This window comes from Pseudoalteromonas agarivorans (assembly GCF_024518735.1).
Taxonomy (GTDB): Bacteria; Pseudomonadota; Gammaproteobacteria; order Enterobacterales; family Alteromonadaceae; genus Pseudoalteromonas; species Pseudoalteromonas atlantica.
Genome location: NZ_JANIGJ010000002.1, coordinates 44,625 through 67,940, shown reverse-complemented (window position 1 = coordinate 67,940; position 23,316 = coordinate 44,625). Strand labels below are relative to the sequence as shown.

The 23,316-nt window shown below is 41.8% G+C and carries 24 protein-coding genes and 7 tRNA genes; 18 read left to right on the top strand and 13 right to left on the bottom strand.

All coding sequences use genetic code 11. From position 1 onward, the window contains the following. Positions 1–18 precede the first annotated feature (18 nt). Positions 19–864 (bottom strand): NADPH-dependent 7-cyano-7-deazaguanine reductase QueF, encoded by an 846-nt coding sequence (gene queF, locus NQT65_RS04685; RefSeq protein WP_054982267.1) that lies wholly within the window; start codon positions 862–864, stop codon positions 19–21. Between the two features lie 59 nt (positions 865–923). On the opposite strand from queF, the gene syd reads away from it, so the two are divergent. Then, positions 924–1,463 carry a SecY-interacting protein gene (gene syd / locus NQT65_RS04680; RefSeq protein ID WP_138684600.1) on the top strand — a complete coding sequence of 180 codons (540 nt, stop codon included), beginning with the start codon at positions 924–926 and terminating at the stop codon, positions 1,461–1,463. Between the two features lie 226 nt (positions 1,464–1,689). Here syd and NQT65_RS04675 read toward each other — a convergent pair whose 3' ends face one another. From NQT65_RS04675 to NQT65_RS04665, 3 genes are all read right to left on the bottom strand, one after another. After that, a complete protein-coding gene (locus NQT65_RS04675) occupies positions 1,690–2,463 on the bottom strand; it encodes a Zn-ribbon-containing protein (RefSeq protein WP_256850613.1) in 774 nt (257 codons plus the stop codon). 13 nt (positions 2,464–2,476) lie between these two features. Beyond that, complete coding sequence (locus NQT65_RS04670; RefSeq protein ID WP_004585969.1) at positions 2,477–2,740, bottom strand: hypothetical protein; 264 nt, start codon at positions 2,738–2,740, stop codon at positions 2,477–2,479. A gap of 269 nt (positions 2,741–3,009) precedes the next feature. After that, positions 3,010–3,249: a DUF2789 domain-containing protein gene (locus NQT65_RS04665; RefSeq protein ID WP_004585970.1), complete on the bottom strand. Its 240-nt coding sequence runs from the start codon at positions 3,247–3,249 to the stop codon at positions 3,010–3,012. Between the two features lie 204 nt (positions 3,250–3,453). Here NQT65_RS04665 and NQT65_RS04660 point away from each other — a divergent pair, with 204 nt between their 5' ends. Next, positions 3,454–4,098 carry a GNAT family N-acetyltransferase gene (locus tag NQT65_RS04660; protein ID WP_024033694.1) on the top strand — a complete coding sequence of 215 codons (645 nt, stop codon included), beginning with the start codon at positions 3,454–3,456 and terminating at the stop codon, positions 4,096–4,098. Positions 4,099–4,839: 741 nt separating this feature from the next. Here the strand turns inward: NQT65_RS04660 and NQT65_RS04655 are convergent. Then, positions 4,840–5,139 (bottom strand): DUF3301 domain-containing protein, encoded by a 300-nt coding sequence (locus NQT65_RS04655; protein ID WP_004585972.1) that lies wholly within the window; start codon positions 5,137–5,139, stop codon positions 4,840–4,842. Beyond that, complete coding sequence (locus NQT65_RS04650; protein ID WP_256850612.1) at positions 5,139–6,167, bottom strand: DUF3549 family protein; 1,029 nt, start codon at positions 6,165–6,167, stop codon at positions 5,139–5,141. Before NQT65_RS04650 ends, NQT65_RS04655 begins: the two co-directional genes overlap by 1 nt. Before the next feature lie 105 nt (positions 6,168–6,272). Between NQT65_RS04650 and NQT65_RS04645 the strand changes: the two genes are divergently transcribed. The 3 genes from NQT65_RS04645 to NQT65_RS04635 are packed head-to-tail and all read left to right on the top strand — an operon-like array spanning position 6,273 to position 7,799. Continuing rightward, positions 6,273–6,593, top strand: coding sequence for a YqcC family protein (locus NQT65_RS04645; protein ID WP_256845504.1), 321 nt, complete (start codon positions 6,273–6,275; stop codon positions 6,591–6,593). Then, on the top strand, positions 6,586–7,350 hold the full coding sequence (gene truC, locus NQT65_RS04640) for a tRNA pseudouridine(65) synthase TruC (protein WP_064386733.1): 765 nt from the start codon (positions 6,586–6,588) through the stop codon (positions 7,348–7,350). The genes NQT65_RS04645 and truC overlap by 8 nt, the downstream gene beginning before the upstream one ends. Then, complete coding sequence (locus NQT65_RS04635) at positions 7,350–7,799, top strand: flavodoxin (RefSeq protein WP_024033689.1); 450 nt, start codon at positions 7,350–7,352, stop codon at positions 7,797–7,799. Before truC ends, NQT65_RS04635 begins: the two co-directional genes overlap by 1 nt. A gap of 274 nt (positions 7,800–8,073) precedes the next feature. On the opposite strand, the gene NQT65_RS04630 is transcribed toward NQT65_RS04635, so the two are convergent. Together NQT65_RS04630 and gloB are read right to left on the bottom strand one after the other, a co-directional pair. Beyond that, the gene (locus NQT65_RS04630; RefSeq protein ID WP_256850611.1) at positions 8,074–9,651 is read right to left on the bottom strand and encodes a LysM peptidoglycan-binding domain-containing protein; all 1,578 of its coding nucleotides are present in this window, start codon (positions 9,649–9,651) and stop codon (positions 8,074–8,076) included. A 185-nt stretch (positions 9,652–9,836) separates the two neighbouring features. Continuing rightward, complete coding sequence (gloB, locus tag NQT65_RS04625; protein WP_256850610.1) at positions 9,837–10,610, bottom strand: hydroxyacylglutathione hydrolase; 774 nt, start codon at positions 10,608–10,610, stop codon at positions 9,837–9,839. 53 nt (positions 10,611–10,663) lie between these two features. On the opposite strand from gloB, the gene NQT65_RS04620 reads away from it, so the two are divergent. Beyond that, a complete protein-coding gene (locus tag NQT65_RS04620; RefSeq protein ID WP_138685595.1) occupies positions 10,664–11,440 on the top strand; it encodes a class I SAM-dependent methyltransferase in 777 nt (258 codons plus the stop codon). A gap of 78 nt (positions 11,441–11,518) precedes the next feature. Here the strand turns inward: NQT65_RS04620 and rnhA are convergent, their stop codons facing one another. Continuing rightward, a complete protein-coding gene (gene rnhA / locus NQT65_RS04615) occupies positions 11,519–11,983 on the bottom strand; it encodes a ribonuclease HI (protein WP_004585980.1) in 465 nt (154 codons plus the stop codon). 68 nt (positions 11,984–12,051) lie between these two features. On the opposite strand from rnhA, the gene dnaQ reads away from it, so the two are divergent. The 11 genes from dnaQ to NQT65_RS04560 all read left to right on the top strand — a co-directional run bounded on the left by dnaQ (position 12,052) and on the right by NQT65_RS04560 (position 17,184). Beyond that, positions 12,052–12,765, top strand: a complete 714-nt coding sequence (gene dnaQ / locus NQT65_RS04610) for a DNA polymerase III subunit epsilon (RefSeq protein WP_138685594.1) — start codon at positions 12,052–12,054, stop codon at positions 12,763–12,765. An 8-nt stretch (positions 12,766–12,773) separates the two neighbouring features. Beyond that, positions 12,774–14,144: a TIGR03503 family protein gene (locus NQT65_RS04605; protein WP_004585982.1), complete on the top strand. Its 1,371-nt coding sequence runs from the start codon at positions 12,774–12,776 to the stop codon at positions 14,142–14,144. Positions 14,145–14,242: 98 nt separating this feature from the next. Then, a tRNA-Asp gene (locus NQT65_RS04600) sits at positions 14,243–14,319 on the top strand. 27 nt (positions 14,320–14,346) lie between these two features. Further along, positions 14,347–14,423, top strand: a tRNA-Asp gene (locus NQT65_RS04595). Between the two features lie 41 nt (positions 14,424–14,464). Further along, positions 14,465–14,541, top strand: a tRNA-Asp gene (locus NQT65_RS04590). Positions 14,542–14,572: 31 nt separating this feature from the next. Beyond that, positions 14,573–14,649, top strand: a tRNA-Asp gene (locus NQT65_RS04585). Between the two features lie 37 nt (positions 14,650–14,686). Further along, positions 14,687–14,763: transfer RNA gene (locus NQT65_RS04580), tRNA-Asp, on the top strand. A gap of 37 nt (positions 14,764–14,800) precedes the next feature. Then, positions 14,801–14,877, top strand: a tRNA-Asp gene (locus NQT65_RS04575). Positions 14,878–14,930: 53 nt separating this feature from the next. Further along, a tRNA-Asp gene (locus tag NQT65_RS04570) sits at positions 14,931–15,007 on the top strand. A 477-nt stretch (positions 15,008–15,484) separates the two neighbouring features. Beyond that, positions 15,485–16,075 (top strand): ABC transporter ATP-binding protein, encoded by a 591-nt coding sequence (locus tag NQT65_RS04565; RefSeq protein ID WP_138686112.1) that lies wholly within the window; start codon positions 15,485–15,487, stop codon positions 16,073–16,075. Next, positions 16,072–17,184, top strand: coding sequence for a DUF6136 family protein (locus NQT65_RS04560; protein WP_154945932.1), 1,113 nt, complete (start codon positions 16,072–16,074; stop codon positions 17,182–17,184). Before NQT65_RS04565 ends, NQT65_RS04560 begins: the two co-directional genes overlap by 4 nt. A gap of 4 nt (positions 17,185–17,188) precedes the next feature. Here NQT65_RS04560 and fadE read toward each other — a convergent pair whose 3' ends face one another. Next, a complete protein-coding gene (gene fadE / locus NQT65_RS04555; RefSeq protein ID WP_004589028.1) occupies positions 17,189–19,645 on the bottom strand; it encodes an acyl-CoA dehydrogenase FadE in 2,457 nt (818 codons plus the stop codon). 297 nt (positions 19,646–19,942) lie between these two features. On the opposite strand from fadE, the gene NQT65_RS04550 reads away from it, so the two are divergent. After that, positions 19,943–20,707: a class II glutamine amidotransferase gene (locus NQT65_RS04550; RefSeq protein WP_004587229.1), complete on the top strand. Its 765-nt coding sequence runs from the start codon at positions 19,943–19,945 to the stop codon at positions 20,705–20,707. 71 nt (positions 20,708–20,778) lie between these two features. Here the strand turns inward: NQT65_RS04550 and NQT65_RS04545 are convergent, their stop codons facing one another. Genes NQT65_RS04545 through purM form a run of 3 tightly spaced genes read right to left on the bottom strand, consistent with a single transcriptional unit; the run spans position 20,779 to position 23,232 of the window. Further along, positions 20,779–21,516: a DUF3108 domain-containing protein gene (locus NQT65_RS04545; RefSeq protein ID WP_029772580.1), complete on the bottom strand. Its 738-nt coding sequence runs from the start codon at positions 21,514–21,516 to the stop codon at positions 20,779–20,781. A 16-nt stretch (positions 21,517–21,532) separates the two neighbouring features. Further along, positions 21,533–22,180: a phosphoribosylglycinamide formyltransferase gene (gene purN, locus NQT65_RS04540; protein ID WP_004588939.1), complete on the bottom strand. Its 648-nt coding sequence runs from the start codon at positions 22,178–22,180 to the stop codon at positions 21,533–21,535. Continuing rightward, the gene (gene purM / locus NQT65_RS04535) at positions 22,180–23,232 is read right to left on the bottom strand and encodes a phosphoribosylformylglycinamidine cyclo-ligase (RefSeq protein ID WP_029772582.1); all 1,053 of its coding nucleotides are present in this window, start codon (positions 23,230–23,232) and stop codon (positions 22,180–22,182) included. The genes purN and purM overlap by 1 nt, the downstream gene beginning before the upstream one ends. Between the last annotated feature and the right edge of the window lie 84 nt (positions 23,233–23,316).

The window sequence follows — 23,316 nt, the reverse complement described above, 5'->3', positions numbered from 1 at the left end:
TATTTAAGTCGATTGGTATTACTGGCGATTAATTTTTACCGCAAAAGGCGTATCGTTATAGTGCGTTGAACGATAAGGATTTATATCCAGCCCACCGCGGCGTGTATAACGCGCATAGACTTCAAGCTCTTTAATGTTTAGCTGCGTGGTCAAATCACTATAAATACGCTCTACACATTGCTCATGAAACTCATTGTGGGTTCTAAATGAAATTAAATAACGCAAGAGTGCCTCATGGCATATTTGCTCACCAGTGTAACGAATAATTATACTGGCCCAATCTGGTTGCGAGGTAATTAAGCAGTTAGATTTAAGCAAATGGCTATGCAGGGTCTCAGTAACCAGGGTGTCACTTTTTGATTTAAGTGAGTAGGCGTCAATATCGTAGTTATCTATTTCAATATCTAAATCGTCAATACATTGCCCAGGTAATGGCGTGCAAGGTAAGCAGTTATAGTCATCAGGTGCGTATAACGTTACCGCTACATCGCTATTTACCGCATTTGATAAGTCTTCAATTAAATGCTGTCTTACCACCTCAGTACTTTCAAAGCGGGTTTGATTAAAGCTATTTAAGTAAAGTTTAAACGACTTAGACTCAATAATATGGCTGCTTTGGCACGCAAAAGTAAACAGCGCCACGGCAACCTGCGGTTTACCTTTAGCGTTTAACCACGAAAGCTCATAACCTGTCCAAATATCTTGGCCTTTAAAGGGCAACTCGGCTTCGTCAATATTTAAAGCATCACGATTTAACTTGCGGGCAATAGGAAAAAGCAAGCTAGGCGAATATACATCTACATATTCAGTAGATTGTCCTAACACACTACCTTTAAGGTCTGGAGAATTGCTGTAATCTGTCATGTTTGCTCTTAAATAGTTACAATAGGGACATTATATCTAATTTAAATGAGTTTCGCAGTATGTCTGTTGCAATGCAAATGGCCCAACTTCACACGCAATTTTGTGAAAAAACCGTTAAAAACACCGCTAAATATCCGCTTATGGCACACGATGAACAATGGCCTAGCCCTTGCGAGTTTGGCGAGGTAGACGCACAAGGCAATATTCAATGGAAAAGTGCTTTGCAAACCCCCGCAGGTTCATTATCAGATTTAGCTAGCGCGCTTGAGCTGAGCTTCCCAGCAGGGGTTGATGAGTTTTATGGGCACATGTATGGCGGTAGCATTTTAGCCAGCATAGATGGTCACCGTGTGGAGTTATTACAAGCTTGGAATAAAGATGATTTTGAGCTGCTGCAACAAAATATTACCGGTCATGTATTAATGAAACGAAAATTAAAACAGCCAGAAACCCTATTTATAGGTTTAACTGAGCAAGATGACTTACTGGTTACCGTGCAGGTAAATACCGGTGAGGTATGTTTAGAGTACGTAGGTAAAAAGCCGCATCATGTACTTGCACCCAATATAGAATCTTTTTTAAAAGCGCTTGAGGTTTAGATTAATTAAACTAATGTGCAGTAATCGTTAATTTTTGTGCAGGATAACCCCTGTGCAAGACGCGTTAAAGGTTGCTTAGTTATTACAGAAAAAAGTAACGATATTGTAGCCTTACTCGCGGCCTTTACTTAATTTAATTGAGCATTAAAAAATCAGCTTAGTGCAATGCATTAAGCTGATTTTTTATAAGGTGTGTAACTTTATTTTGCAAAGTGCAGGCTTTTAGTTACTGAAAATCCCACGAAACATTAGATACTAACCCACATGGCTCACACCTAAAATCAAATAACCCAAACCACGGCTCTGGCAATTTCCACTCACTATTGCAGCTAGGGCATTTACGCTCAAGTTCTGAGGCTTTATCTACACCGCCTACACGGTATAAATAATAATAAACCGGTTTTTGAGTTAAAAAGCGGATACGTTTAGCAATGTCTTTACCGCGGCGATATAAGTCACTTTGTGTGCTTGATATTTCTTCAAGGGCTGGAAATTCACACCGAATAGCGCCGTTAATTTGTATTTGATCGCAGGCTTGCCAATCTTCTTGCCATTTTATGAGTGTTTTATAATCACCATTTGCAATGGCCGGAATAGTAAATAATGGCACGGGTAAAAAGTCATCACCACAATACAGTGGGCTACAGGTATGCACATAGGTTGTGTATAAAATATAGCTTGAAGGCGATTTACAAGTATCGGCACCGTTTGAGTGAATGTCTTGGCCAATAACTTTTATTTTAGGAGCAAGTAAACCTGCACTGTGCAGCTTCTCAATACTGTGTTTTACAAAAGGGCTATTATTTAATGGGTGCATGGCGTCTTCGGTTGGGCACATTACACGGGTAATAAAATAGCCATCTTTTAGTACAGTTGGGAATTCTTCACCCATAATTTGGCCATTAAAACGCAGTGCATTAACTAATCGGTTAATGGCTTGCTCAGCGTGCTCTAGGGTGGTGTCTTGGTAGCAGTCAAACGTTAAATCAACAACGAACATTTATAGTCTCAAATTATTTTTGCTCTAACAGGGCTAGCAACCTATCGAGTTTTTTCTCAATGCGATCGAGTTGAGATGTTTTAGGCTCAACGATGCTCTGCTCAGGGTTTTTCATTAAATTATGGATTGAATCAGGGTTATTTTTATATTGGCTTACTGCGGCAATAATAACCGGCATAGGCACAGGTTGTGCTAAACGGCTTTTAGTTAGGGCAACAGTAGGGGTTTTGCCTTCATCAAGAAGGACTTTAATTGCATCAAATACAACTGCATTCATTAGATTTGTAACTCTTTAATATATAAGCGCAGCAAGTGTTTGCTGCGCGGGTGCTATAGTAGCAACAATACCAAGGCGCATAAAGCCTTGGTATAAGCAGAGGGGGGATTATACCAATTCCCAATAATACTTAATCATTTTGCGGGGCTAAACGTGTCGCTACTTGCGTTAAAAATTTTTCATTTAGAACAGCAAATAGTGAGTTCTTGCTTAGCTATAAACACGTTTATCGAACCTCAAAATAGGTCGCATAATTAAGCAAACTAGTATTACTTACCTTCTTGGCGAAGCCTCACATCAAGTTCATCAATTACTTCGCTCCACGCGCCATCTTCTGCTAGCGATTCTGCTAAAAAATGCTGCTGTGATTCATCCCAAAAAGGAGCTTGTTGTAAAAGCGTTGTGTCTTCTAGTGAGTGAGAAGCAATAAAATCGTCAATCTGTTGTTCTGAGCTAGGTAAACCCAATTGTGCAAACAACGTTTTCATATCGTGTTTTGTCGTATCCATATTATTACTCCATCTGATTAAATTAAACCAAGCTTAGAGCCAGACTATAGGCTTTGCTAGTTAAACTCTCGCTGAATTGACGGTATTTTTGCTTTAGGTATATAGTTAACTTGCAGTATAGATAAAAATTTTCGCCATACAATTACTTTATATACGGTAAATAGTTTGGCAACGTTGAGGGTAGTAAAGCAAAAAGGATACACAATGACAGTCACCTCTAATGAGCACACATTAAGCGTACAATACCTTGCCCCTGAAGATATAAGCACTGCAGGGAGTTTAATCTATCAGGCCTATCATGATGATCCGCTACTTCAAAATTTATTAGGTTATGATCAACATAATATGGCTGCCTACGAGAAAAAATTACGCTCAGTGATACGCGAAGAACTCAGTGCTTTTTGGCAAGAAAAACTGCCATTAATAGGGTTGTACCGCGATGATAAATTAAAAGCGGTGGCGTGTGTATTTGAGTCAAGCAGCCAATTACAACCAGAGCGTTATTGGCATTGGCGCTTAAAGCTAATGCTCAGCGCAGGGTATTTGCAAACCAACCAACTAATAGAAAAAGAGCAAACAATACGCACTGCGCTTAATGAGATTGGCGATTACTACTATTTAGCGTTTATTGCGGTAGACCCGCACGTGCAAGGCCACGGGCTTGGGCGCTACCTGTTACGAGGCTTAGATGATTTAGCAACTAAAAATACAGGGGCTAAAGGGCTTGCCGTTTTTGTTACACGCCAAGAGCATAATACGTTTTTTAAATCAGAAGGATTTAGCACTTATAAAGCACTTGCCTTTAATAAAGTATCCGGAGAGCTTCTTTTTAAACCATATGCAAAGTAAGTCTGTAAGGGATAAGCGCCATTACGGACATATGCCCGTGAGATATATCTTACATTGACGTGCGCATTATCAGTTACGTTCGTTCATAAATGCAGCTTTAAAAGGGTAAGTTTTTGTTTAATATAGGGTTTTATATTTTTTCATATATATTACGAAAAATTAATTTTGTTTACCTAGTAGGATGAAACCTAAACTCGCGTAGTATTTAACTTGTCAAGACGACATAGCTTAATGACTAAGCTACTGCCAAGGATACGGAATAGGCAACATAGCAGATGCTAGCAGGAAGCATAAAGGACAAGTTAAAAAGGACGCAAGGACGAACTAGGAAGTGCATGAAGCGCTTAGTAGTTGGAACTACTTAAGGATATTTACGGATGAGGCTACAGGAAGTAGCAGGAGCGTTAGTTTACGCAGGATGGCCAAGGCGGCAAGTGGAAAATGCAGGATGCATTTAAAGTGGCAGGAGCTACTTAAAAGGATGACCAAGGATGATGCTACAGCAAGTAGCCAAGCGTTAGTTTACGTGGGTTAGCCAGGGTGGTTATGGATTTTGCAGGATGCAATGTTGAGGGTAAATAGGGTTGTTTACTCGTTCAGGGGATGATAATACGGATTTTGGGTCAAGGATAACAAGCAGGATGCTGTAAGAGTGGGGCGTAACTTTTGTTACGCCTTAGTTTTATGTATTAACTTATTTTAGTGGTTTCACTTTAACCCCACCGGTTTTAACGATTAGAGTTAAATTTTGTGTGGCGGCACAACAACGCTTTTTAGCATTTCATTTTCCATAATTAAAATACCTTGATAGGCATTTTCGCCATCACTTGAAAACTCAAACATAAATTCGCTTTTGATCCCCGGTTTGCCATTTTTTAAAATGCCAAAGCGGCGTTTTGTGCACGCTACGCTCATTAACTGAACCTGTAATTGCTCAGCTTGGCGCGCGGCATGACTGTTAGCAGCTTCTGCTACTTTTCGGTTTAGCCAAAACAAGTAAATTACAGCGCCAATGGCGATAAACGTCCACAAAGTAGCCATTAAGAGAACAACCTTCCAATTGCGCGAGCGAGCGTTTCGCTGCGATTTTCTTTACGTAATAAGCCTAGTAAGTGTGGGCGTATAGTGGGTATTGCAACTAAATCAGCAAAGATACTGGGAAATAGCTCGGCAATTTGCTGGTGGTGCGCACAATTATCCATAAAAATATGTAAGCGCTCAGGCTCTTCTAGTTGAGAAAAGCATCGCCCTGCAATCGTTAAAAGTACATCTGAATCAGTGCCAACAGATGAGCTTAATACAGCATCTACTAGTTGTGTACACAGTCCTTGCGCTTGGCCTTTTGAAAGTGAGCGCAGTGCGGCAGTTAGTGCAATTGTATCGTTATTTTCAATGGCAGTGTGGCCATAGGCGACTAAAAGCTCACTGAGTGATGGCGGTATTTCTACATGTTCAAGCATGGCGCTCAAAGGCTGCAATACCTCTAGTGGTAAATGCGGCCAAGCTTTTTGCAAGTTTGCTAAGTTGTTGTCGTTATTTAGGCGCAGTGCAAAATCAGCAATCCCTTGTAGCGCAACGTTTTGCCAATCATCAAAACCTAAAGTGCCACTAAAGTACAGCTGCGTGTGCTCGTAATATTTAGAGGCTGGTTGCTTTAACAATACTTTAAGTTGGGCGTTAAAAGCCGCTAATTTATTTGCATTAGGGGTAAACACATAAGGGTTATTATCTAGCTTACCATCGGCTTGCTCACCGGTAATTTCGCTGCCTAGAGCCTCAATTACCATATTAGCGAAATGATCGCGGCTCGCGCTCACTAATTTACTTTGCTCATCAAGTGGAAACTTTAAAAACCATACATAAGGTTCTTTACTTGCTTTGCTATCCCAAAATTGAATAGCCAGCCATGCATGCCCCGCAAGCGGATAAGGATAAGGAACTTGCGCTTGCTCAATAGCTAAAAACTGTTTTTTATCAAGCTTAGTAATATGCCTGCCAATATCAAAAGCACGCCATTGTGTACCGGCGCCATCTAAAAGTTGGCCAAGTGTCGCTATGTGTTCGCTCATCGTTATCTCAATTGTTTTTACTGCAAAATTACCTTAATTATACGCCATAGCAGGCATTGAGGGAACAGGGTATAATTGCCCTATAACGTAAAAAGAAGAGTGGTTATGTATCAGCAAACTCAGGCTTATTTAAACCAATTAAGCACACTTTTAAAAAAACATAAGCTGTGGCAAAGCACGCCAATAGAGGCGCATAAATTACAATCTCAAGTGCCTTTTTGTCACGATACCATGGCATTTGAGCAATGGTTACAGTTTGTATTTATTGAAAAAATGCAGCAATTAATAACGCTCAGCCAACCATTGCCGCAAAATTTTGCCATTGCGCCAATGGCAGAAATGGCGTTAGTGGGTAAAACCGGCAGCGGCGAAATTATAACGCTACTTAGTGAACTTGATGCTTTTTTAGGTAAACCCCATGACTGAAAAGGGAGAACCTGTAGAGTACGGCGAGCTTAATATTCTTTACCAAGACGAATACTTTGTTGCCATAGATAAGCCCGCAGGCTTATTGGTTCATCGCTCTTTTTTAGATAAACACGAAACTCAGTTTGCAATGCAGATGCTGCGCGACCAATTAGGGCAACATGTATTTCCGGTGCATAGGCTAGATAGACCAACATCAGGTGTGCTGCTATTTGCTTTAAGTTCAGAATCTGCCCGAGACATGAACAAGCTATTTATTGAAGGCACTATTACAAAACGTTATTTAGCGCTTGTACGTGGTTTTGCGCCTGAATCGGTGTTTTTAGATAAACCGTTAAAAGAAGAGCTTGATAAAATAGCTGACAAATTTGCCACGCAAGATAAAGCGCCACAAGCGGCGCAAACACAATTTAATTGTCTGCATCAAGCCACGCTACCAATTCCTATTGGTAAATACCCCACGGTGCGTTACTCGCTCGTAGAGTGTTTTCCAAAAACAGGGCGAAAGCATCAAATTAGGCGCCACCTTAATCATTTATCAATACCTATTATTGGTGATGTAAATCATGGTGATAATCAGCATAATCAATTTTTTAGGGAGCATTTTGCACTGCGGCGGTTAATGCTATTTGCAACACAGCTTAGTTTTGTGCACCCTTACACGCATAAACCCATCGTAATTAAAGCGCCACTAGGTGAAGACATGCTTAGTATATGTAAGCAACTAGGTTGGCCACAGCAAGAAAAGGATTATTAATGGCACATATTAGTATTTTTGTAGGCAGCGTTAACGGCGGAGCAGAACGTTTAAGCTACGACGTTGCAAATACAATTGAAAAAGCGGGGCACACTGCGAGCGTTATTAGTGAAGCCTCACTTGATGATATTAAAAACGCCTCACATATATTAGTTGTTACCTCTACCACAGGACAAGGCGATGTACCTAGCAATTTAGCAGGGCTCTACTTTGCTATGAACAGCACATTTCCGATGCTAACTGATAAGCCATTTGGTGTTATAGCCATGGGCGATAGATGCTACGGCGATACGTTTTGCGGTGCAGGGCGCAGCTTTGATGAGCTACTACGTGACTTGCAAGCTAAGCCTGTAGGAAACCGTTTAGAAATAGATGCCTGCGAAGACTTTGAGCCATGGCCTGTAGCAGAGCCGTGGTTAAAAGCATGGCTTGAAAAATTACCAGCTTAGTAACACTAATGCGCAATAATACTTAATCATTTTGCGGGGTTAAATGTGTCGCTACCTTCGTTAAAAAATGCTCATTTACGACCGCATGGATGCAGAAGGCAGAGCCATGCAGGAGCAATTGGCGAGAACAACTAAATAGCGAATTTATTGCCTAGCTATTAACACGTTTTTCCGGCCTCAAAATAGAGCATTTAATTAAGCGAATTGGTATTAACTGCTTATATGTACAAAAAAAGGAGCGCATGCGCTCCTTTTTTAATTATTAAACCGTTGGTTAACTACTTCTTACATCAACCTTAAGCTTTAACTTTTGGCCAGGCTGTAAATACTTTTGGCCGGCTAAGTTATTCCACTTAATAATTTCGTTTACGGTTAAATTAAATTTAGACGCAATACGAGCAAGCGAGTCACCACGGCGTACTTTGTACGTAATGGTGCGATTAGTACTTGCAGTTGCTTGTGGTTTACTCGCTGATTTATAAACAGTGAGCTTTTGATTTAAGCGCAATACTGAGTTTTTCTTCAGTTTATTCCACGAGGCCAGCTCATCCATGGTGACATCGTATTCGCGACTAATGTCCCACAGGGTGTCGCCACTTTTAACCGTGTGCGACAGCTTAGTACGGGTGGCTTTATTAGCAGCTAAACGCATTTGCTTAGGTAAATGTTCGCTATTAATTGCGCCATCGGTTAAGGGTACTAATAACTGTTGGCCAATACGTATGGTGTTTGACTTTAATTTATTAAGCGAGCGAATAGCACTGGTGCTGGTGGTAAACTTTTTAGCAATAACCGATAGGCTATCTCCGCGCGCCACAGTGTATTGCTGCCAGCGTAAGCGGTCTTTAACATCGGTTTGCGCCAGCTTTTGGCTGAATTTTTCCGCTTTATCGGTGGGTAATAGTAAAAAATGCGGACCGTTAGGGTCGGTCGCCCAGCGGTTAAAGCCTGGGTTTAACCTGTATAGCTCAGTAAGAGTCATATCGGCCATATCTGCCGCCAGTGCTAAGTCAATCTGCGTGCCTACATCAACCACTTCTACAACTTGCGCGTTGATAACCGGTTTCCACTTTACATTAAACTCATCAGCGCGTTTTAATAAATCGGCAAGGGCTAAAAGCTTTGGTACATACGCGGTGGTTTCGCTTGGTAAGTCGAGAGACCAAAAGTCTGTTGGTAAATGCTTTTTACGATTTTTCTTAATCGCACGCATTAGACGCCCTTCGCCTGAATTATAAGCGGCAATGGCGTTTAACCAATCGCCTTCAAGGGTTTTGTGTAAATACGATAAGTAATCAAGGGCAGCACGCGTAGATTGCACTATGTCGCGTCGGCCGTCGTACCACCAGTTTTGTTTTAAATCAAAACGCTCGCCAGTGGCTGGCATAAATTGCCAAATACCCGAAGCACTGCGATTAGAGTAGCCAAATGGGTCAAACGCGCTTTCTACAATAGGTAAAAGGGCAATTTCGATAGGCATTTCGCGCTTTTCTACTTCTTCAACAATAAAGTGTAAGTAAGGTTCTGCGCGTTTTGAAATGCGGTCCAAATAAGCTTGATGACGCGCATAGTAATTACGCTCGGTAACAACAGGGCGGTTTTGCGGTACATCAATAGACAGTTGGTAGCGAATGCGCTCCCACACATCATCAAAAACGGGGGCGTCTTCGCTCTGCTCAACGTGTTGATATTGGGCGTTTACCATCAATGCATTGTTAATATCGTTAGGGCTTGCGCCTTCTAAGCGCTTATTTGCTTGGGTCGCAGCTTGTGCGTCTGAATCTACGGTTGTTAATGTTTGACAACCACTTAGCGCAAGCGCCAAGGCAATTAATAGAGGAGATTTATTCATATATACCAATACATCAGGTAAAAAAACTCGGCGAATACTACCCGTTATGAGTCAACATTGCCACTTAACGACCAACTTTAACATGTTGATAAAACCATTCGCTATTTTTTAAACCAATGGTTTTACCTAGGATATTCCTAACCACGATGCTGCAAAATTAATTACAACAGGTCAACATATCTTAACTAAAAGTTGTCTTTGAATCGTCTCAGACTTGCAAAGTTTTCCCATGGTTCATTGTTTTTTGTAACCAACACAAATTCTTTTGGAATTAACTCTGTAATAGTAGGTAGGTCGCTGCGCATAAACGGATTAACTTTAAGCTCTTGGCCTATTGTACTTGGCAGTGTAATTTCGCCCTTAGCACGCTGTGCATCAACTTTATCGCTGTATTGGAGTAGCTCAGGGTTACGCGGCTCTACGGCTTTTGCAAATGCTAAATTGGCTTGTGTATATTCATGCGTGCAATACACTTTGCAGCTTTTAGGTAGCTCACGCAGCTTATTAAACGACTCCCACATTTGCTCAGGCGTCCCTTCAAATAATCGCCCACAGCCCCCACTAAAAAGGGTATCGCCTGTAAAAGCCAACTCTTCATGAATATAACAAATGTGATCAAGGGTATGGCCAGGGGTGGTAATAATGTTAAAACGCGTACCCAATACCTCAATACTATCGCCATCAACCAGTGTATTGGTGATCCCCGCAAACGGACTGTTTATAGGACCGTACACTGCAATGTTTGAAAACTGTTTTACAAGCTCGGCTACGCCACCGGTATGATCGCTGTGATGATGGGTAATTAAAATGCCACCAAGCTGTAAGTTATGCTCTGCTAAATGCGCCATAACGGGCTGTGCGTCGCCTGGGTCAACCACCCACGCTAGGTTGCTATTATGGGTAGTTAAACACCAAATATAATTGTCTGAAAATGCTTTAATTGCTTTAACTTGCACCATATTAATTTGCTCTATAAAGTGACGGGTAACACCTAGTATAACGAGCTATAAAAATGAAACCAGCCCTTAGTTTTCAAGAAGGACCCAAACCGCTGTCATGGCAGCAGTTCCCTCATGGGGATTATTTACGTGCTGACATTGAACAAAAAATGGATCAATGGCTGCCGCGTATGTTTGGTTACCATATGCTTAAATTAGGTAATTTAAGTGGCGAGCTTAATACCAGCGTAAGCACTATAAAACACCAAGTATGTGTTGCCGAAGAGGGGCCTTACACAGGTGTAATAGCCGATATAGACGAACTGCCTTTTTATGAGCACAGTGTTGATGCGTGTATTTTAAGCCACTGCTTAGAGTATCACTCAGACCCACATCACATATTACGCGAGGCGCATCGCACACTTATACCCGGTGGTTACATTGTTATTACCGGATTTAATCCGTTTAGTTTATGTGGATTGGCGCAAATGTTGCCTTTTAGCGGCCAAAAGCTGCCATGGACGGGGCGTTTTTTTACGCCTGCGCGGGTAAAAGATTGGCTTAATTTATTGGGGTTTGAAATTATTAGTGATGAGCGCTTTATTTACTCCTCTCTTGCGCGTGGTAACAGGCTTTCACGGTTTGTATTTTGGCGCAGTTTTGCCAAACAGTATTTAAAACCTATGGGGAGTGTGTATATGCTGGTGGCGCGAAAACGCGTGGCTCCGCTTACGCCTATAAAACCTAAGTGGCATGCAAGGCCGCAGTTTTCACCTGTAAAAGGGGCAGGGCTTAGACAAACATCAAAGCAGCACTTTAAACAGTGTGAGCAAAAAAATAATAATAGTTAAATAATGTAAGTACGCACTTTTTAACCCAGCCATGAGCTTTACATTCATGGCATTAAAAAGTGCGAAAGCTTTAACGGGTTAAGGCTGATACCCTACATCATCAAGTAGGTTGCTACTGCCTGCAGCGTCACGTGCCAAATCGTCAACTATTTCGTTATATTTATGCCCGCTATGTCCCTTTACCCATTTCCATGTAACCGTGTGCTCGCTACAAGCGCTATCAAGTCGCTTCCATAAATCAACATTTTTAACCGGCTTTTTTGCCGATGTTTGCCAGCCCCGTTTTTTCCAATTTGCAATCCACGACTCAATACCCTGCTTAACATACTGGCTATCTGTGGTGAGGTTAACGGTGCAAGGGCGGGTAAGTGATTCAAGGGCAACAATGGCAGCGAGCATTTCCATACGGTTGTTTGTGGTGAGCTTATACCCTTGGCTTAATTTTTTTTCGTGGCCGTTATAAATCATAAAAATACCATAACCACCAGGGCCCGGATTACCTAAACATGAGCCATCGGTGTAAATCTCTACGGTTTTTTGCACTGTTTTACCTTGATATTATGTACAATAAAGTGATTATAGAAAGATACCAGAGTCAGGCTAAATTCGATATGGCACGTAGACAAATAGTTTTAGATACAGAAACCACCGGCATCGACCCCAAACAGGGGCACCGGATTATAGAAATTGGGTGTGTAGAATTAATAAACCGACGTTTAACCGGTAATAATTTTCATGTTTACATTAACCCACAACGCAGCATTGAAGAAGAAGCAATAGATGTTCACGGTATTACCAACGAGTTTTTACGTGATAAACCACTTTATCGCGATATAGCGCAAGAGTTTTTTGACTACATTAAAGGTGCAGAGCTTGTAATACATAACGCCCCGTTCGATGTGGGCCATATGGATAACGAGTTTGCGCTGCTTAACCAAGGCTACCCAAATACGCACGAGTACTGCCAAGTTCTCGACACCCTTAAAATGGCGCGTGACTTGCATCCTGGTCAAAAGAACAACCTAGATGCTTTGTGCCGCCGTTACGATATAGACAACGCAAAACGAACATTACACGGCGCATTACTGGATTCTGAAATTTTAGCCGATGTTTACCTTGCCATGACGGGCGGGCAAACCAAGCTAAACTTAAACCAAAATAAAGATGACGGCAGTGAGCAACAGACTGGTGGCATAAGACGCTTAAGTAGTGACCGAGCACCTTTAGTTGTATTGCGGGCAAGCGACGCTGAGCAAAGCGCACATGAAGCACGACTCGATCTTGTAGACAAAGAAGGCGGCCACTGTTTATGGCGCGCTGAATAAGGCCAACTATGAAAACGATGTATTTTATAACTGTACTGTGCGCCACCTCGCTGTTTAGCGCCAGTGCGTTTGCCGTTAAGCAAGTAGAGCTACTTAAACGCGACGGCGAACAAAATGAAATACCGCTGCTAGATAACCGTTTTCGTATAGACAGCCAATTAGACGAAATAACCTTACTATTTTTTAGAAAGCCAGGTTCGCCCGCGGTTATTTTAGTCAGGCCCGATGGCAGTAAGTACTTTGCCACTAACGCCGTTAAAGATCCCAACCTCGATTGGTTTGATGAGCTTAGTTACGACTTAATCACCATAAAAAAACCGATGGCTGGCCCATGGCAAGTTATTGGCCGCATTTTGCCCGACAGCCGCATTGTGGTGTTAGGGGAAGTGTCTTTAAAAGCACAGCCACTACCTCCTATGTTGTTTAGAGGCGAGACAATAAAAATAACGGGCGAAATTTTAAATGATGATGAGCCTATCGATGCTAACTTATTCACAGATGTAGTAAGCCTAAACGTTGACTTTGTAAGTACCAACGATGAAAGCTATGCAAACTTTGGTGCAGGCACTCAAGAAGTTGCCGAATTTAAAGACGATGGCCGCGGCTTTGATGAACGCCCTAACGATGGAGTGTTTACTGGCGAATTTAAATTAGATTTTCCTGCAGGGCAGTGGACACCAGAACTCTATATAGCGACCCCCTTATTACAGCGACGGATTGTGCAAGACCCTATCATTGTGCATGAACCGCCATTTAAATCTGAGGTCGCACTGGCAGAGCTTGATACTGACGATCACCAGCTAACTATTAATATAGATAGCAACATAGTTAAACCCGAAACCGTTATTGTGCAGGGAAAAATTTATTACCCTAACAATGAAGAGCAAATGTTTACAATTGACGCGCAAGCGGGTGATACACGCCAACTAGCAATTAAAAACTATGATTGGGGAAGATACAGCGTTGAACTGTCTGTTTTTGGCACTAATATAAACGGTCGTGAGTTCATGGCGACAATACCAACATACAAATTTGAGATAGAAAGGCCAATAGAAGCAGTGCCCGAAATAGACCCTGCTACGCTTATTGATCAAAATCTGGCCTTGGAAGCTGAACCCGTTGAAGAAAAAATGGCCACTTCTACATTAGTGACTTTAATCGTGGGCTGTAATTTGCTCATTTTATTGTTAGGGTGGTTAGCAATTCGTATTTTTGTACAGAAAAAGCCAATCAAATTTAACTTTAAACTGCCTTTTTTAAACAAAAAGAAAGTAAACGATGAGAGCAACGCCGATGCAGAAAAAAATCAAGTCGGCAAAAATGGCTCAAAAAGTGACAAATCAGGTGAAATTTTAAACCTTTCGATGTCAGATGACTAAAAAACCTGTAAAAAAACAAAAAAGCCCTTGACGAAGTAGGGGCTGATTCGTATTATTCACGCCGCTGCAAAGGGAGACCTAAGCAGAAACGAAAATGCGGAGTGGTAGTTCAGTTGGTTAGAATACCGGCCTGTCACGCCGGGGGTCGCGGGTTCGAGTCCCGTCCACTCCGCCAATTTTCGACAATTTGTAAGTAGACGCTGGAGTGGTAGTTCAGTTGGTTAGAATACCGGCCTGTCACGCCGGGGGTCGCGGGTTCGAGTCCCGTCCACTCCGCCAACACTTACACAACATATGGTTGTAAAAAATATTCTTATTATGGAGTGGTAGTTCAGTTGGTTAGAATACCGGCCTGTCACGCCGGGGGTCGCGGGTTCGAGTCCCGTCCACTCCGCCAACAAGAAAAAATAACAGTTTAAATACGCGCTGGAGTGGTAGTTCAGTTGGTTAGAATACCGGCCTGTCACGCCGGGGGTCGCGGGTTCGAGTCCCGTCCACTCCGCCACTATTTAAACACTGTTATGTTACAAAATTTGTATGCTGGAGTGGTAGTTCAGTTGGTTAGAATACCGGCCTGTCACGCCGGGGGTCGCGGGTTCGAGTCCCGTCCACTCCGCCAACAAATTTAGTAATGACAAGTAATATGATATCTCTGCGGAGTGGTAGTTCAGTTGGTTAGAATACCGGCCTGTCACGCCGGGGGTCGCGGGTTCGAGTCCCGTCCACTCCGCCATTTGATATCGTAACAAAATTAGTAAGTGCATTACCCCATGCACATACCACTGCGGAGTGGTAGTTCAGTTGGTTAGAATACCGGCCTGTCACGCCGGGGGTCGCGGGTTCGAGTCCCGTCCACTCCGCCACTTGTTATTTCCTCAATAGCAAGCAATAAATAATTTCCTTATTAACTAATCCAAATATAATTTTTATCAGCTATCAGCTATCAGCTATCAGCTATCAGCTATCAGCTATCAGTCATAATTTACACGTAAACCGTAGTAGATTTGAATTAAAAACTCATAGCTTAATTTTTAGTTTAGTTCATAGCTTTACGTGTTATCAGAATTCAAATTGTCCTTTAAAGTAGTTTATATGGCTTGAGGCTAAGTCATAGCGCCGCAGATGTAAAAAGCTTATCTTTATAGTGAAGTGTTAGAGAGGAACGCTGTTGATGTCACAAGCTTTTTCAGAGCTTCTGATACTGTTTCACTTTGCTAAAAGATTTATCGCTATTAGAAAGCGACGTTACTTTCCCGTTAGTGTTGTTTTAAAGCTGTTGATGGGTTTTGTTTCTCATAAAAGTTTATTTATAATATCACGCTTACTTATAGGGATATTTTATGATTGAAGTGATTGGCTTAAATAAGCAGTTTGTTACCAACGTGGTTTATCGTGATTACAATAAAGTGTTTAGCAGCCAAAAAGTGTGCATCGAAGCACCTAATGGCCAAGGGAAAACAACTCTATTGATGATATTAGCGGGGCTTGAAACTTACGAAAGTGGTGAGCTTTTGTTTTCTGGAAACGCATTAACCGAACCACATAAGCAAGTTGCTATAGCCTCTGACAGTATTGCTTTACCCGACTTTTTAACAGCAAAGCAAATAATTAACTTATCCTCAAATACATTTGGCTGTTGTTGGCCAACAGCTATAGTCGATGGGTTTAATTTTAATGAATTTCTAAATACACGCTTTGACGCTCTATCATCAGGGAACCAAAAGAAGTGTCAGTTAATTTTAGCGCTTATGCGTGATGCACCGTATTTACTGTTAGATGAACCCAGTGCAGCGCTTGATCAAGCGAGTATTGAGTATTTACTAATTTTACTTGATGAATATTTAGTAAATAAGCCACAAGGTCAAATAATTATCACCTGTCACGAGCCCGAGCCTTTTTTACTGCATGGCTTTGAGTGTACGCCTTTATGATTGCAAATTTAAAACAATCAATTGGCCAATACCGCTCTTTTATGGATTATCGTTTTCTGGCATACAAGACTGAACTTACACAATTATTATTACAACTGAAAAGCTTTGGGGTGTTATTTTTAGTGGTGTTAGGCTCGTCAGTGTTGGGTTTGATATTGCTACTTTTTTTAGGGCTTGGAAAAATTATTGATAGTAGTGATGCACCTCAATATGGTGCGAAAATGGCTTGGCTGTATTTGTTGCTACAAAGTGTAATGTTAAGCGCAATGAAGTCTGCAATAAAAAACTCAGCCCAACGAGCGTTTCAACAGACATTGGTTAAGCGGTATTGGCTTGGTTTGGTGGATATAAAGCTTTTGCTGTTAAGTAATGGCTGGTTGATTGCAAGCCTTGTTATCGCGATTGACCTGAGCATAAACCAGTGGCTTAGGGTGCCGCATTTTTTGGTGTTTTTACTATTACAATTTACGCTCGGCATTTTATGCTTATACAAGCCAATTGCGCTTGTTTATGGATTTTTGTTATCTGCAATGTGGCTAATGTTACCGTTTGATTTAAGTCCACTGATTTATCAGTGTGGCTTTGTGCTGTTATTTGCCTTAAGCACCTTAATGGTACCTTTTAATTTTGCAGCTAAGTTAGAGCTAAGCTCACTTACAGGCTTTTGGCTAATGTTTTTTATACACAACAGCTGGACTTTGATTTGGCGAGGTGCTTTATTGTTGTGCGTATTTATGGCATTTGAGGTACTACTACAAGAGCGCGCTAATTTAGCTGATATATTTAGTATTTTGTCACTAGCTTTTGTGGTGTTGTTTAGTAGTTCATTACAATTTGATTGTAGTCATCTACATCAACAATATAGTGTGTTTTTTAAAATGCAGAATAAGCAAACAGCATTTTTTATTGGCCAATTTGTTCCTAGTTTAATTGTGCTCTTACTTTCGCTTATTGTTTTTTTTGCTTTATTCAACCAAGCAAGTGGCTTGTTGCTATTAACTGGCATTATTTGGTGCGCACTCCAACAAGCTATCGTGCAAAAAAAACCAGCGCATTACGCGCTGGTTTGGATGATCACAACAGGCGGACTGTTGGCTGCGTTAACCTAACGGGTTAAGCTGCATCTGCTTTGCTGTCTTCACTTTTACGTGCGGCTTTGCCTGCTAATAAATCAGCTGGGTCAAAGTCATCAACGTTAATCACATCTAAGCGGGCTTTTTCAACAGCGGCTAATTTATCAGCTTCTGCTTGGCTTAATATGCCAGCTTCAAGGCCCATTTGCGCTACTTTATCAAGTTGGAAGAATGGCAGTTTAAGGCCTTTTTCTTTACATACTCGTTCAAATAACGGCTCTACAGCCAGTACGTCTTTAAGTGTTTGCTCTTGACGGCCAACTAGGTTTAGTGGCTCATCTTTTAAGTAAACATAGCTTGCTAAACGGTTACGCGTTTCGCTAGGTACTTGAAGTAGTTGTGCTAGTTTATGCTCAAGTTTGTCGGTAGGTTTACGAACCGGGCGACCAAACGGGAATAACAATACTTTTAATACACCACGTAATGGGGCAGACGGCATGTTATTAATTAAATCAGCAAGGGCACGTTGGCAGTGGTAAAGATGATCCTGACAGCTCCATTTTACTAGGGCTAAATCTTCTTGTTTACGGCCTTCGTCGTTATAGCGTTTAAGCGTTGCAGACACTAAATATAAGTAACTTAGTAAGTCACCTAAACGTGCTGAAATACGTTCTTTACGTTTAAGCGAGCCACCAAATACCGCCATGCTAATGTCAGACATAAGCGCAAGCGATGCACTAAAGCGTGATGCTATACGGTAAAACTCTGCGGTGTCGTCTTTGTACGGTACGCTAGTAAAACGTGCACCGGTAAGCGCAAGCCACTTAGTACGTACAAGGTTCGACATTGTAAAGCCAATGTGGCCCATTAGCGCTTTATCAAATACGTTAAGCGCTTCTTCGCGGTCTTCAATTTCACAAGCACCAAGCTCGGTTAGTACAAATGGATGACAGCGAATTGCACCTTGACCATAAATAATCATATTACGGGTCAAGATGTTGGCACCTTCTACTGTTATAGCAATAGGGGCACCTTGATAGCCACGACCTAAATAGTTATTTGGACCAAGCATAATCCCTTTACCGCCAAGTACGTCCATTGCATGAATGGTCGACTCGCGCATTTGCTCGGTAAGGTGGTATTTAATAATAGCTGAAACAACCGATGGCTTTTCACCTAAATCTACCGCACCCGTTGACATACTAACCGCTGCATCTGAGCTGTATGCGTAACCTGCAAGTTTAGCCAGTGACTCTTCAACACCTTCCATTTTACCAATTGGTAAACGGAACTGACGACGAATACGGCTATATGCACCTGTTGCTACGGCAATTGTTTTAATGCCACCGGCAGAGTTTGACGGCAATGTAATTGCACGGCCAACCGATAAACATTCAACCAGCATGCGCCAGCCTTGGCCAGCCATTTCTGGGCCACCAATAATGTAATCAAGGGGTACAAAAATATCTTTACCGCGAGTGGGGCCATTTTGAAATGGTACGTTAAGCGGGAAGTGGCGACGACCAATTTCAACACCTGGCGTGTTAGTTGGAATAAGTGCACAGGTTATGCCTGGCTCTTTGTTGTCGCTTAGTAAACCATCTGGATCTTGTAGTTTAAAGGCAAGACCAAGTACTGTAGCCACTGGTGCAAGAGTAATGTAACGCTTGTTCCAAGTAAGGCTAATACCTACTACTTCTTCACCGTTCCATTGCCCTTTACACACTACACCGTAATCAGGAATTGAGCTTGCGTCAGAGCCTGCTTCTGGCGAGGTTAATGCAAAACATGGAATTTCTTGGCCTTGGGCTAAGCGCGGTAAATAATGATTTTTTTGATCCTCAGTACCGTAGTGCTGTAATAACTCACCTGGGCCTAACGAGTTAGGTACACCTACAATTGACGATAGCAAGGTCGATTTACTGGTTAACTTTTGCAGAACACATGATTGTGCAAACGCAGAAAACTCTAAACCGCCATATTCTTTTTTGATGATCATGGCAAAAAATTTATTATCTTTTAGATATTGCCATACATCTTGCGGTAAATCGGTAAGCTCGTGTGTTGCTTCCCAATCGTCTAGCATGCTACAAACTACTTCTACAGGGCCATCAATAAAGGCTTGCTCTTCAATAGTCAGCTTTGGTACTGGGTATTGGTGTAGCTTTTTCCAATCTGGGTTACCACAAAATAAATCAGCTTCCCACCACGTAGTACCGGCATCGATTGCTGACTTTTCAGTGTCAGACATGCTTGGCGTTACTTTTTTAAAGGTAGTAAAAATCGGCTTGATTATATATTGCTGACGAATGCCAGTAACAGAAAGAGGAACTGCGATGATCAAAAAGATCAACCAGCTAATTAAACCAAAAGCACCTGCAAAGGTACCAATTAATAATGTTGCGGCAGAAACACCAAGTGCTGTGTTCCAACTCGCTCTGTGGTAAACCGCGATGCTGAGCAGTGCGATTAAACCGAGTGTAAATATGAGTGTCATTGCTTATTCCTTAATAGAGGTCAGACCACCTCGGTTAGAGTAGCGCTAGTGAGCGTAAGTTTCAAGTACATTACAGCGTTAAATTAACGACAAACTAGCCATTATGCTTATCATTATTCCCTTTATAAGGAACAAGCATGCACCACTGCTGTGTTTAATTCAATCACAGCGATTATTTAAGCGCTAAAAATCAGTAAATCAGCTAGCCAAAAAAGTTTTTTTAAGTAAGTATGTCTGTTGTAGCGCATAGCAAAGTACAGCGCTATTTATACGTATTTTTTAAGGGTTAGTTTATTAATGTGTGAATTACTTGGCATGTCAGCCAACGTACCTACGGATATTTGTTTTAGTTTTTCAGGTCTATTAGAGCGCGGTGGTAATACCGGCCCGCATAAAGATGGCTGGGGTATTACGTTTTACGAGGGTAAAGGGTGTAGAACCTTTAAAGATCCTGAGCCAAGCTATCAATCAGAAATCGCCAAGCTAGTAAAAGCCTACCCCATTAAAAGTGTGTCGGTAATTAGCCATATTCGCCAAGGCAACCGTGGCCGAGTGTGCCTTGAAAATACCCATCCGTTTACCCGTGAGCTTTGGGGACGCGAAATTACCTATGCACATAATGGCCAGTTATCTAACTATCACGATTTAAAACCACAATATTATCGCCCTGTGGGCAACACCGACAGTGAGCTGGCGTTTTGTTGGTTGCTAGATAAAATTCGTGAAAAATACCCAAAACGTCCCTCTAATATGGCCTCTGTATTTAGATATGCGGCTAAGCTTTCGCATACGCTACGTGAAAAGGGCGTATTTAATATGTTATTGACCGATGGCGTATTTGTATTGGCGTACTGCACTAATAACTTACACTACATAACGCGCCGTGCGCCATTTGGTAAAGCAACGTTAATTGATGCCGATATGGTGGTTGATTTTAACGAAGAAACCACCCCAAACGATGTAGTAACAGTAATAGCTACACGCCCATTAACCAACGACGAACGCTGGCAAAAAATGCAGCCAGGGGAGTTTGCGTTATTTAAAATGGGCGAACTAATTTAGTTAAATAGCCTAAAAGCAAACACAAAAAACGCGATATAAAATCGCGTTTTTTGTGTTTGCTATCACCGTGTTTACGGCGCTTCTGATCTTACTTCGCTGCTCTCACTTACTGGAGTAGAAACAGGCTGGGTAACGGTAAATGAATTCATTTGTACTTCAAACTGCTCCATGCCTTTTTCGCCTTTCCACATACGTACTAGCATGTAGTCCATTTCTGGTGCAAACCAGGCAAGGGCTTGGCGTTTATCGTTATCGTATAAACGTTTTACTTTTATAGCTTCTACGTTACCAATTGGCAGCGAAATCATTTCTTTGCCAACCACTTCAAAGTTGTAGTCGCGGCGATTGCCTTTTTTATCAATAAGCGGAAACGAAAAATAAGTTTCGCCTTTTTTTAAGCCTTCGCGTACTTGTACTTGATACGAAATAGCATCTTGAAATTCGTCAGTCCATTCGCACTTTAGTGGGTATTCGCTAGTGCTGCTGGTGACCACTTTATTTTGTGTATCAAAGTCTATTTTATAATCTTTATCTGGGCCGGTGCCGGTACGCACCATATTGTAATGATGAGGAGTGACTTTGTTATCTAAAAAAGTAAATACAGAGGTTTCTTCTCGCTTGTCAGAGAAAATCATCCACTCAATATTGCTGTGGTAAGTAAGTTGATACGTTTGCTCGCCAACTTTTTTAAGTTCGCGTACTGCCTCGCCATGATTCTTACCTTTGCGTAAAATATCGTAGCTGGCTTGATACTCTGTTAGTTCGCCTGCAATTAGGCTAGTAGGAAGTAAAGCGCCCACACATAACAGCAGGGCACTTATTTTTTTATTGTGGGTAGTGCGCGCCGTGTGCAGGAAGTTGTTTTTCGTCAAGAACTGCATAATCTGCTTCCATAGTAAGTCTGTGTTCACTGAACCATTTGACCACCAAAGGATAAATTATATGCTCTTGTTCGTGCACGCGTTTAGCTAATGTTTCTGCTGTATCATCCTTGAGTACAGGTATTTGCGCTTGAAGAATAACGGGACCGCCGTCTAACTCTTCAGTTACAAAATGAACACTTACGCCATGAACATCGTCTTTTGCATCAATTGCTCTTTGGTGGGTATTCAGCCCCTGATACTTAGGCAACAAAGATGGATGAATGTTCAACATTTTTCCAACATATTTTTGCACTAAGCTAGGAGTAAGAATACGCATAAACCCAGCTAATACAACTAGATTTGGCATAAAAGAGTCAATAACGTTCATTAATTGCGCATCATAGGCCTCGCGCGAGTCAAAATCTTTGTGACTGAGCACTTTTGTAGCAATACCTGCTTGTTTTGCACGCTCAAGGCCGTAAGCGTCTGCTTTGTTACTTATAACAGCCGCTATGTGTCCGTTTATTTCGCCGCGCTCGCAGGCATCAATAATGGCTTGTAAATTAGAACCACTACCCGATATTAATACCACTAAGCGAATGGGTGCCATTACTTAGCACCACCTACAATTTCTACTTGCTCTTCGCCGGCAACAGCATCTTGAATTTCACCAAGGTGCCATGCGTTTTCGCCAAGCTCTTTTAAAATGCTTAAGCTTTGCTCTAGCGCATCGCCTGGTACTACTAATACCATGCCTACGCCACAGTTAAATGTACGGTACATTTCGTGCGTAGTAATATTGCCGTTTTCTTGTAACCAGTTAAAAACGGTTGGCCACTGCCAGCTATCGCCTTTAACTACTGCTTTTGCAGAATCAGGTAATACACGCGGAATGTTTTCCCAAAAGCCGCCGCCAGTAATATGCGATAGGGCATGCACGTCTACTTGCTTAAATAGCTCAAGTAAAGGTTTAACGTAAATACGAGTTGGCTCTAGTAAGTGCTCGCCTAGTGTTTTGCCGTCAATAACTTGGTTCGTATCGGCGTTTGATACTTCAAGCACTTTACGAATTAAAGAAAAGCCGTTTGAGTGCGGACCGCTAGAGGCAAGGGCAATAAGTTGATCGCCGGCTGCTACTTTTGTGCCATCAATAATTTTAGATTTTTCTACTACACCGGTACAAAAACCGGCCATGTCGTAGTCTTCACCATCGTACATACCTGGCATTTCAGCTGTTTCGCCGCCAATCAGGGCACAGCCAGAAATCTCACAGCCTTTACCAATACCGGTTACTACATCGGCCGCTGTGTCTACATCTAGTTTACCTGTTGCATAGTAATCTAGAAAAAACAGGGGTTCAGCGCCTTGTACTATTAAATCGTTTACACACATTGCAACTAAATCAATACCTACAGTGTCGTGTTTTTTTAAGTCGATAGCTAAACGTAGTTTAGTACCTACACCGTCAGTACCTGCTACTAGTACTGGCTGTTTGTAACCTTCTGGAATTTCGCAAAGAGCGCCAAAACCACCAATTCCGCCCATTACTTCTGGACGACGCGTTTTTTTAACTACGCCTTTAATACGCTCAACAAGTGCATTACCAGCGTCGATATCTACGCCCGCGTCTTTATAGCTTAATGACTGTTTTTGTTCGCTCACAGGTTTTCCTCAAATAATTGCTTGGGGTTGCTTTTCGATAGCTTAGAAACGCGCGTATTTTACAACAATTGCAACTGCGCGGCT

What these genes read in the sequence shown, in the direction of transcription:
- queF (WP_054982267.1), bottom strand. Translation starts at nt 864, where the DNA reads ATGACAGATTACAGCAATTCTCCAGACCTTAAAGGTAGTGTGTTAGGA.
- syd (WP_138684600.1), top strand. Translation starts at nt 924, where the DNA reads ATGTCTGTTGCAATGCAAATGGCCCAACTTCACACGCAATTTTGTGAA.
- NQT65_RS04675 (WP_256850613.1), bottom strand. Translation starts at nt 2,463, where the DNA reads ATGTTCGTTGTTGATTTAACGTTTGACTGCTACCAAGACACCACCCTA.
- NQT65_RS04670 (WP_004585969.1), bottom strand. Translation starts at nt 2,740, where the DNA reads ATGAATGCAGTTGTATTTGATGCAATTAAAGTCCTTCTTGATGAAGGC.
- NQT65_RS04665 (WP_004585970.1), bottom strand. Translation starts at nt 3,249, where the DNA reads ATGGATACGACAAAACACGATATGAAAACGTTGTTTGCACAATTGGGT.
- NQT65_RS04660 (WP_024033694.1), top strand. Translation starts at nt 3,454, where the DNA reads ATGACAGTCACCTCTAATGAGCACACATTAAGCGTACAATACCTTGCC.
- NQT65_RS04655 (WP_004585972.1), bottom strand. Translation starts at nt 5,139, where the DNA reads ATGGCTACTTTGTGGACGTTTATCGCCATTGGCGCTGTAATTTACTTG.
- NQT65_RS04650 (WP_256850612.1), bottom strand. Translation starts at nt 6,167, where the DNA reads ATGAGCGAACACATAGCGACACTTGGCCAACTTTTAGATGGCGCCGGT.
- NQT65_RS04645 (WP_256845504.1), top strand. Translation starts at nt 6,273, where the DNA reads ATGTATCAGCAAACTCAGGCTTATTTAAACCAATTAAGCACACTTTTA.
- truC (WP_064386733.1), top strand. Translation starts at nt 6,586, where the DNA reads ATGACTGAAAAGGGAGAACCTGTAGAGTACGGCGAGCTTAATATTCTT.
- NQT65_RS04635 (WP_024033689.1), top strand. Translation starts at nt 7,350, where the DNA reads ATGGCACATATTAGTATTTTTGTAGGCAGCGTTAACGGCGGAGCAGAA.
- NQT65_RS04630 (WP_256850611.1), bottom strand. Translation starts at nt 9,651, where the DNA reads ATGAATAAATCTCCTCTATTAATTGCCTTGGCGCTTGCGCTAAGTGGT.
- gloB (WP_256850610.1), bottom strand. Translation starts at nt 10,610, where the DNA reads ATGGTGCAAGTTAAAGCAATTAAAGCATTTTCAGACAATTATATTTGG.
- NQT65_RS04620 (WP_138685595.1), top strand. Translation starts at nt 10,664, where the DNA reads ATGAAACCAGCCCTTAGTTTTCAAGAAGGACCCAAACCGCTGTCATGG.
- dnaQ (WP_138685594.1), top strand. Translation starts at nt 12,052, where the DNA reads ATGGCACGTAGACAAATAGTTTTAGATACAGAAACCACCGGCATCGAC.
- NQT65_RS04605 (WP_004585982.1), top strand. Translation starts at nt 12,774, where the DNA reads ATGAAAACGATGTATTTTATAACTGTACTGTGCGCCACCTCGCTGTTT.
- NQT65_RS04565 (WP_138686112.1), top strand. Translation starts at nt 15,485, where the DNA reads ATGATTGAAGTGATTGGCTTAAATAAGCAGTTTGTTACCAACGTGGTT.
- NQT65_RS04560 (WP_154945932.1), top strand. Translation starts at nt 16,072, where the DNA reads ATGATTGCAAATTTAAAACAATCAATTGGCCAATACCGCTCTTTTATG.
- fadE (WP_004589028.1), bottom strand. Translation starts at nt 19,645, where the DNA reads ATGACACTCATATTTACACTCGGTTTAATCGCACTGCTCAGCATCGCG.
- NQT65_RS04550 (WP_004587229.1), top strand. Translation starts at nt 19,943, where the DNA reads ATGTGTGAATTACTTGGCATGTCAGCCAACGTACCTACGGATATTTGT.
- purN (WP_004588939.1), bottom strand. Translation starts at nt 22,180, where the DNA reads ATGGCACCCATTCGCTTAGTGGTATTAATATCGGGTAGTGGTTCTAAT.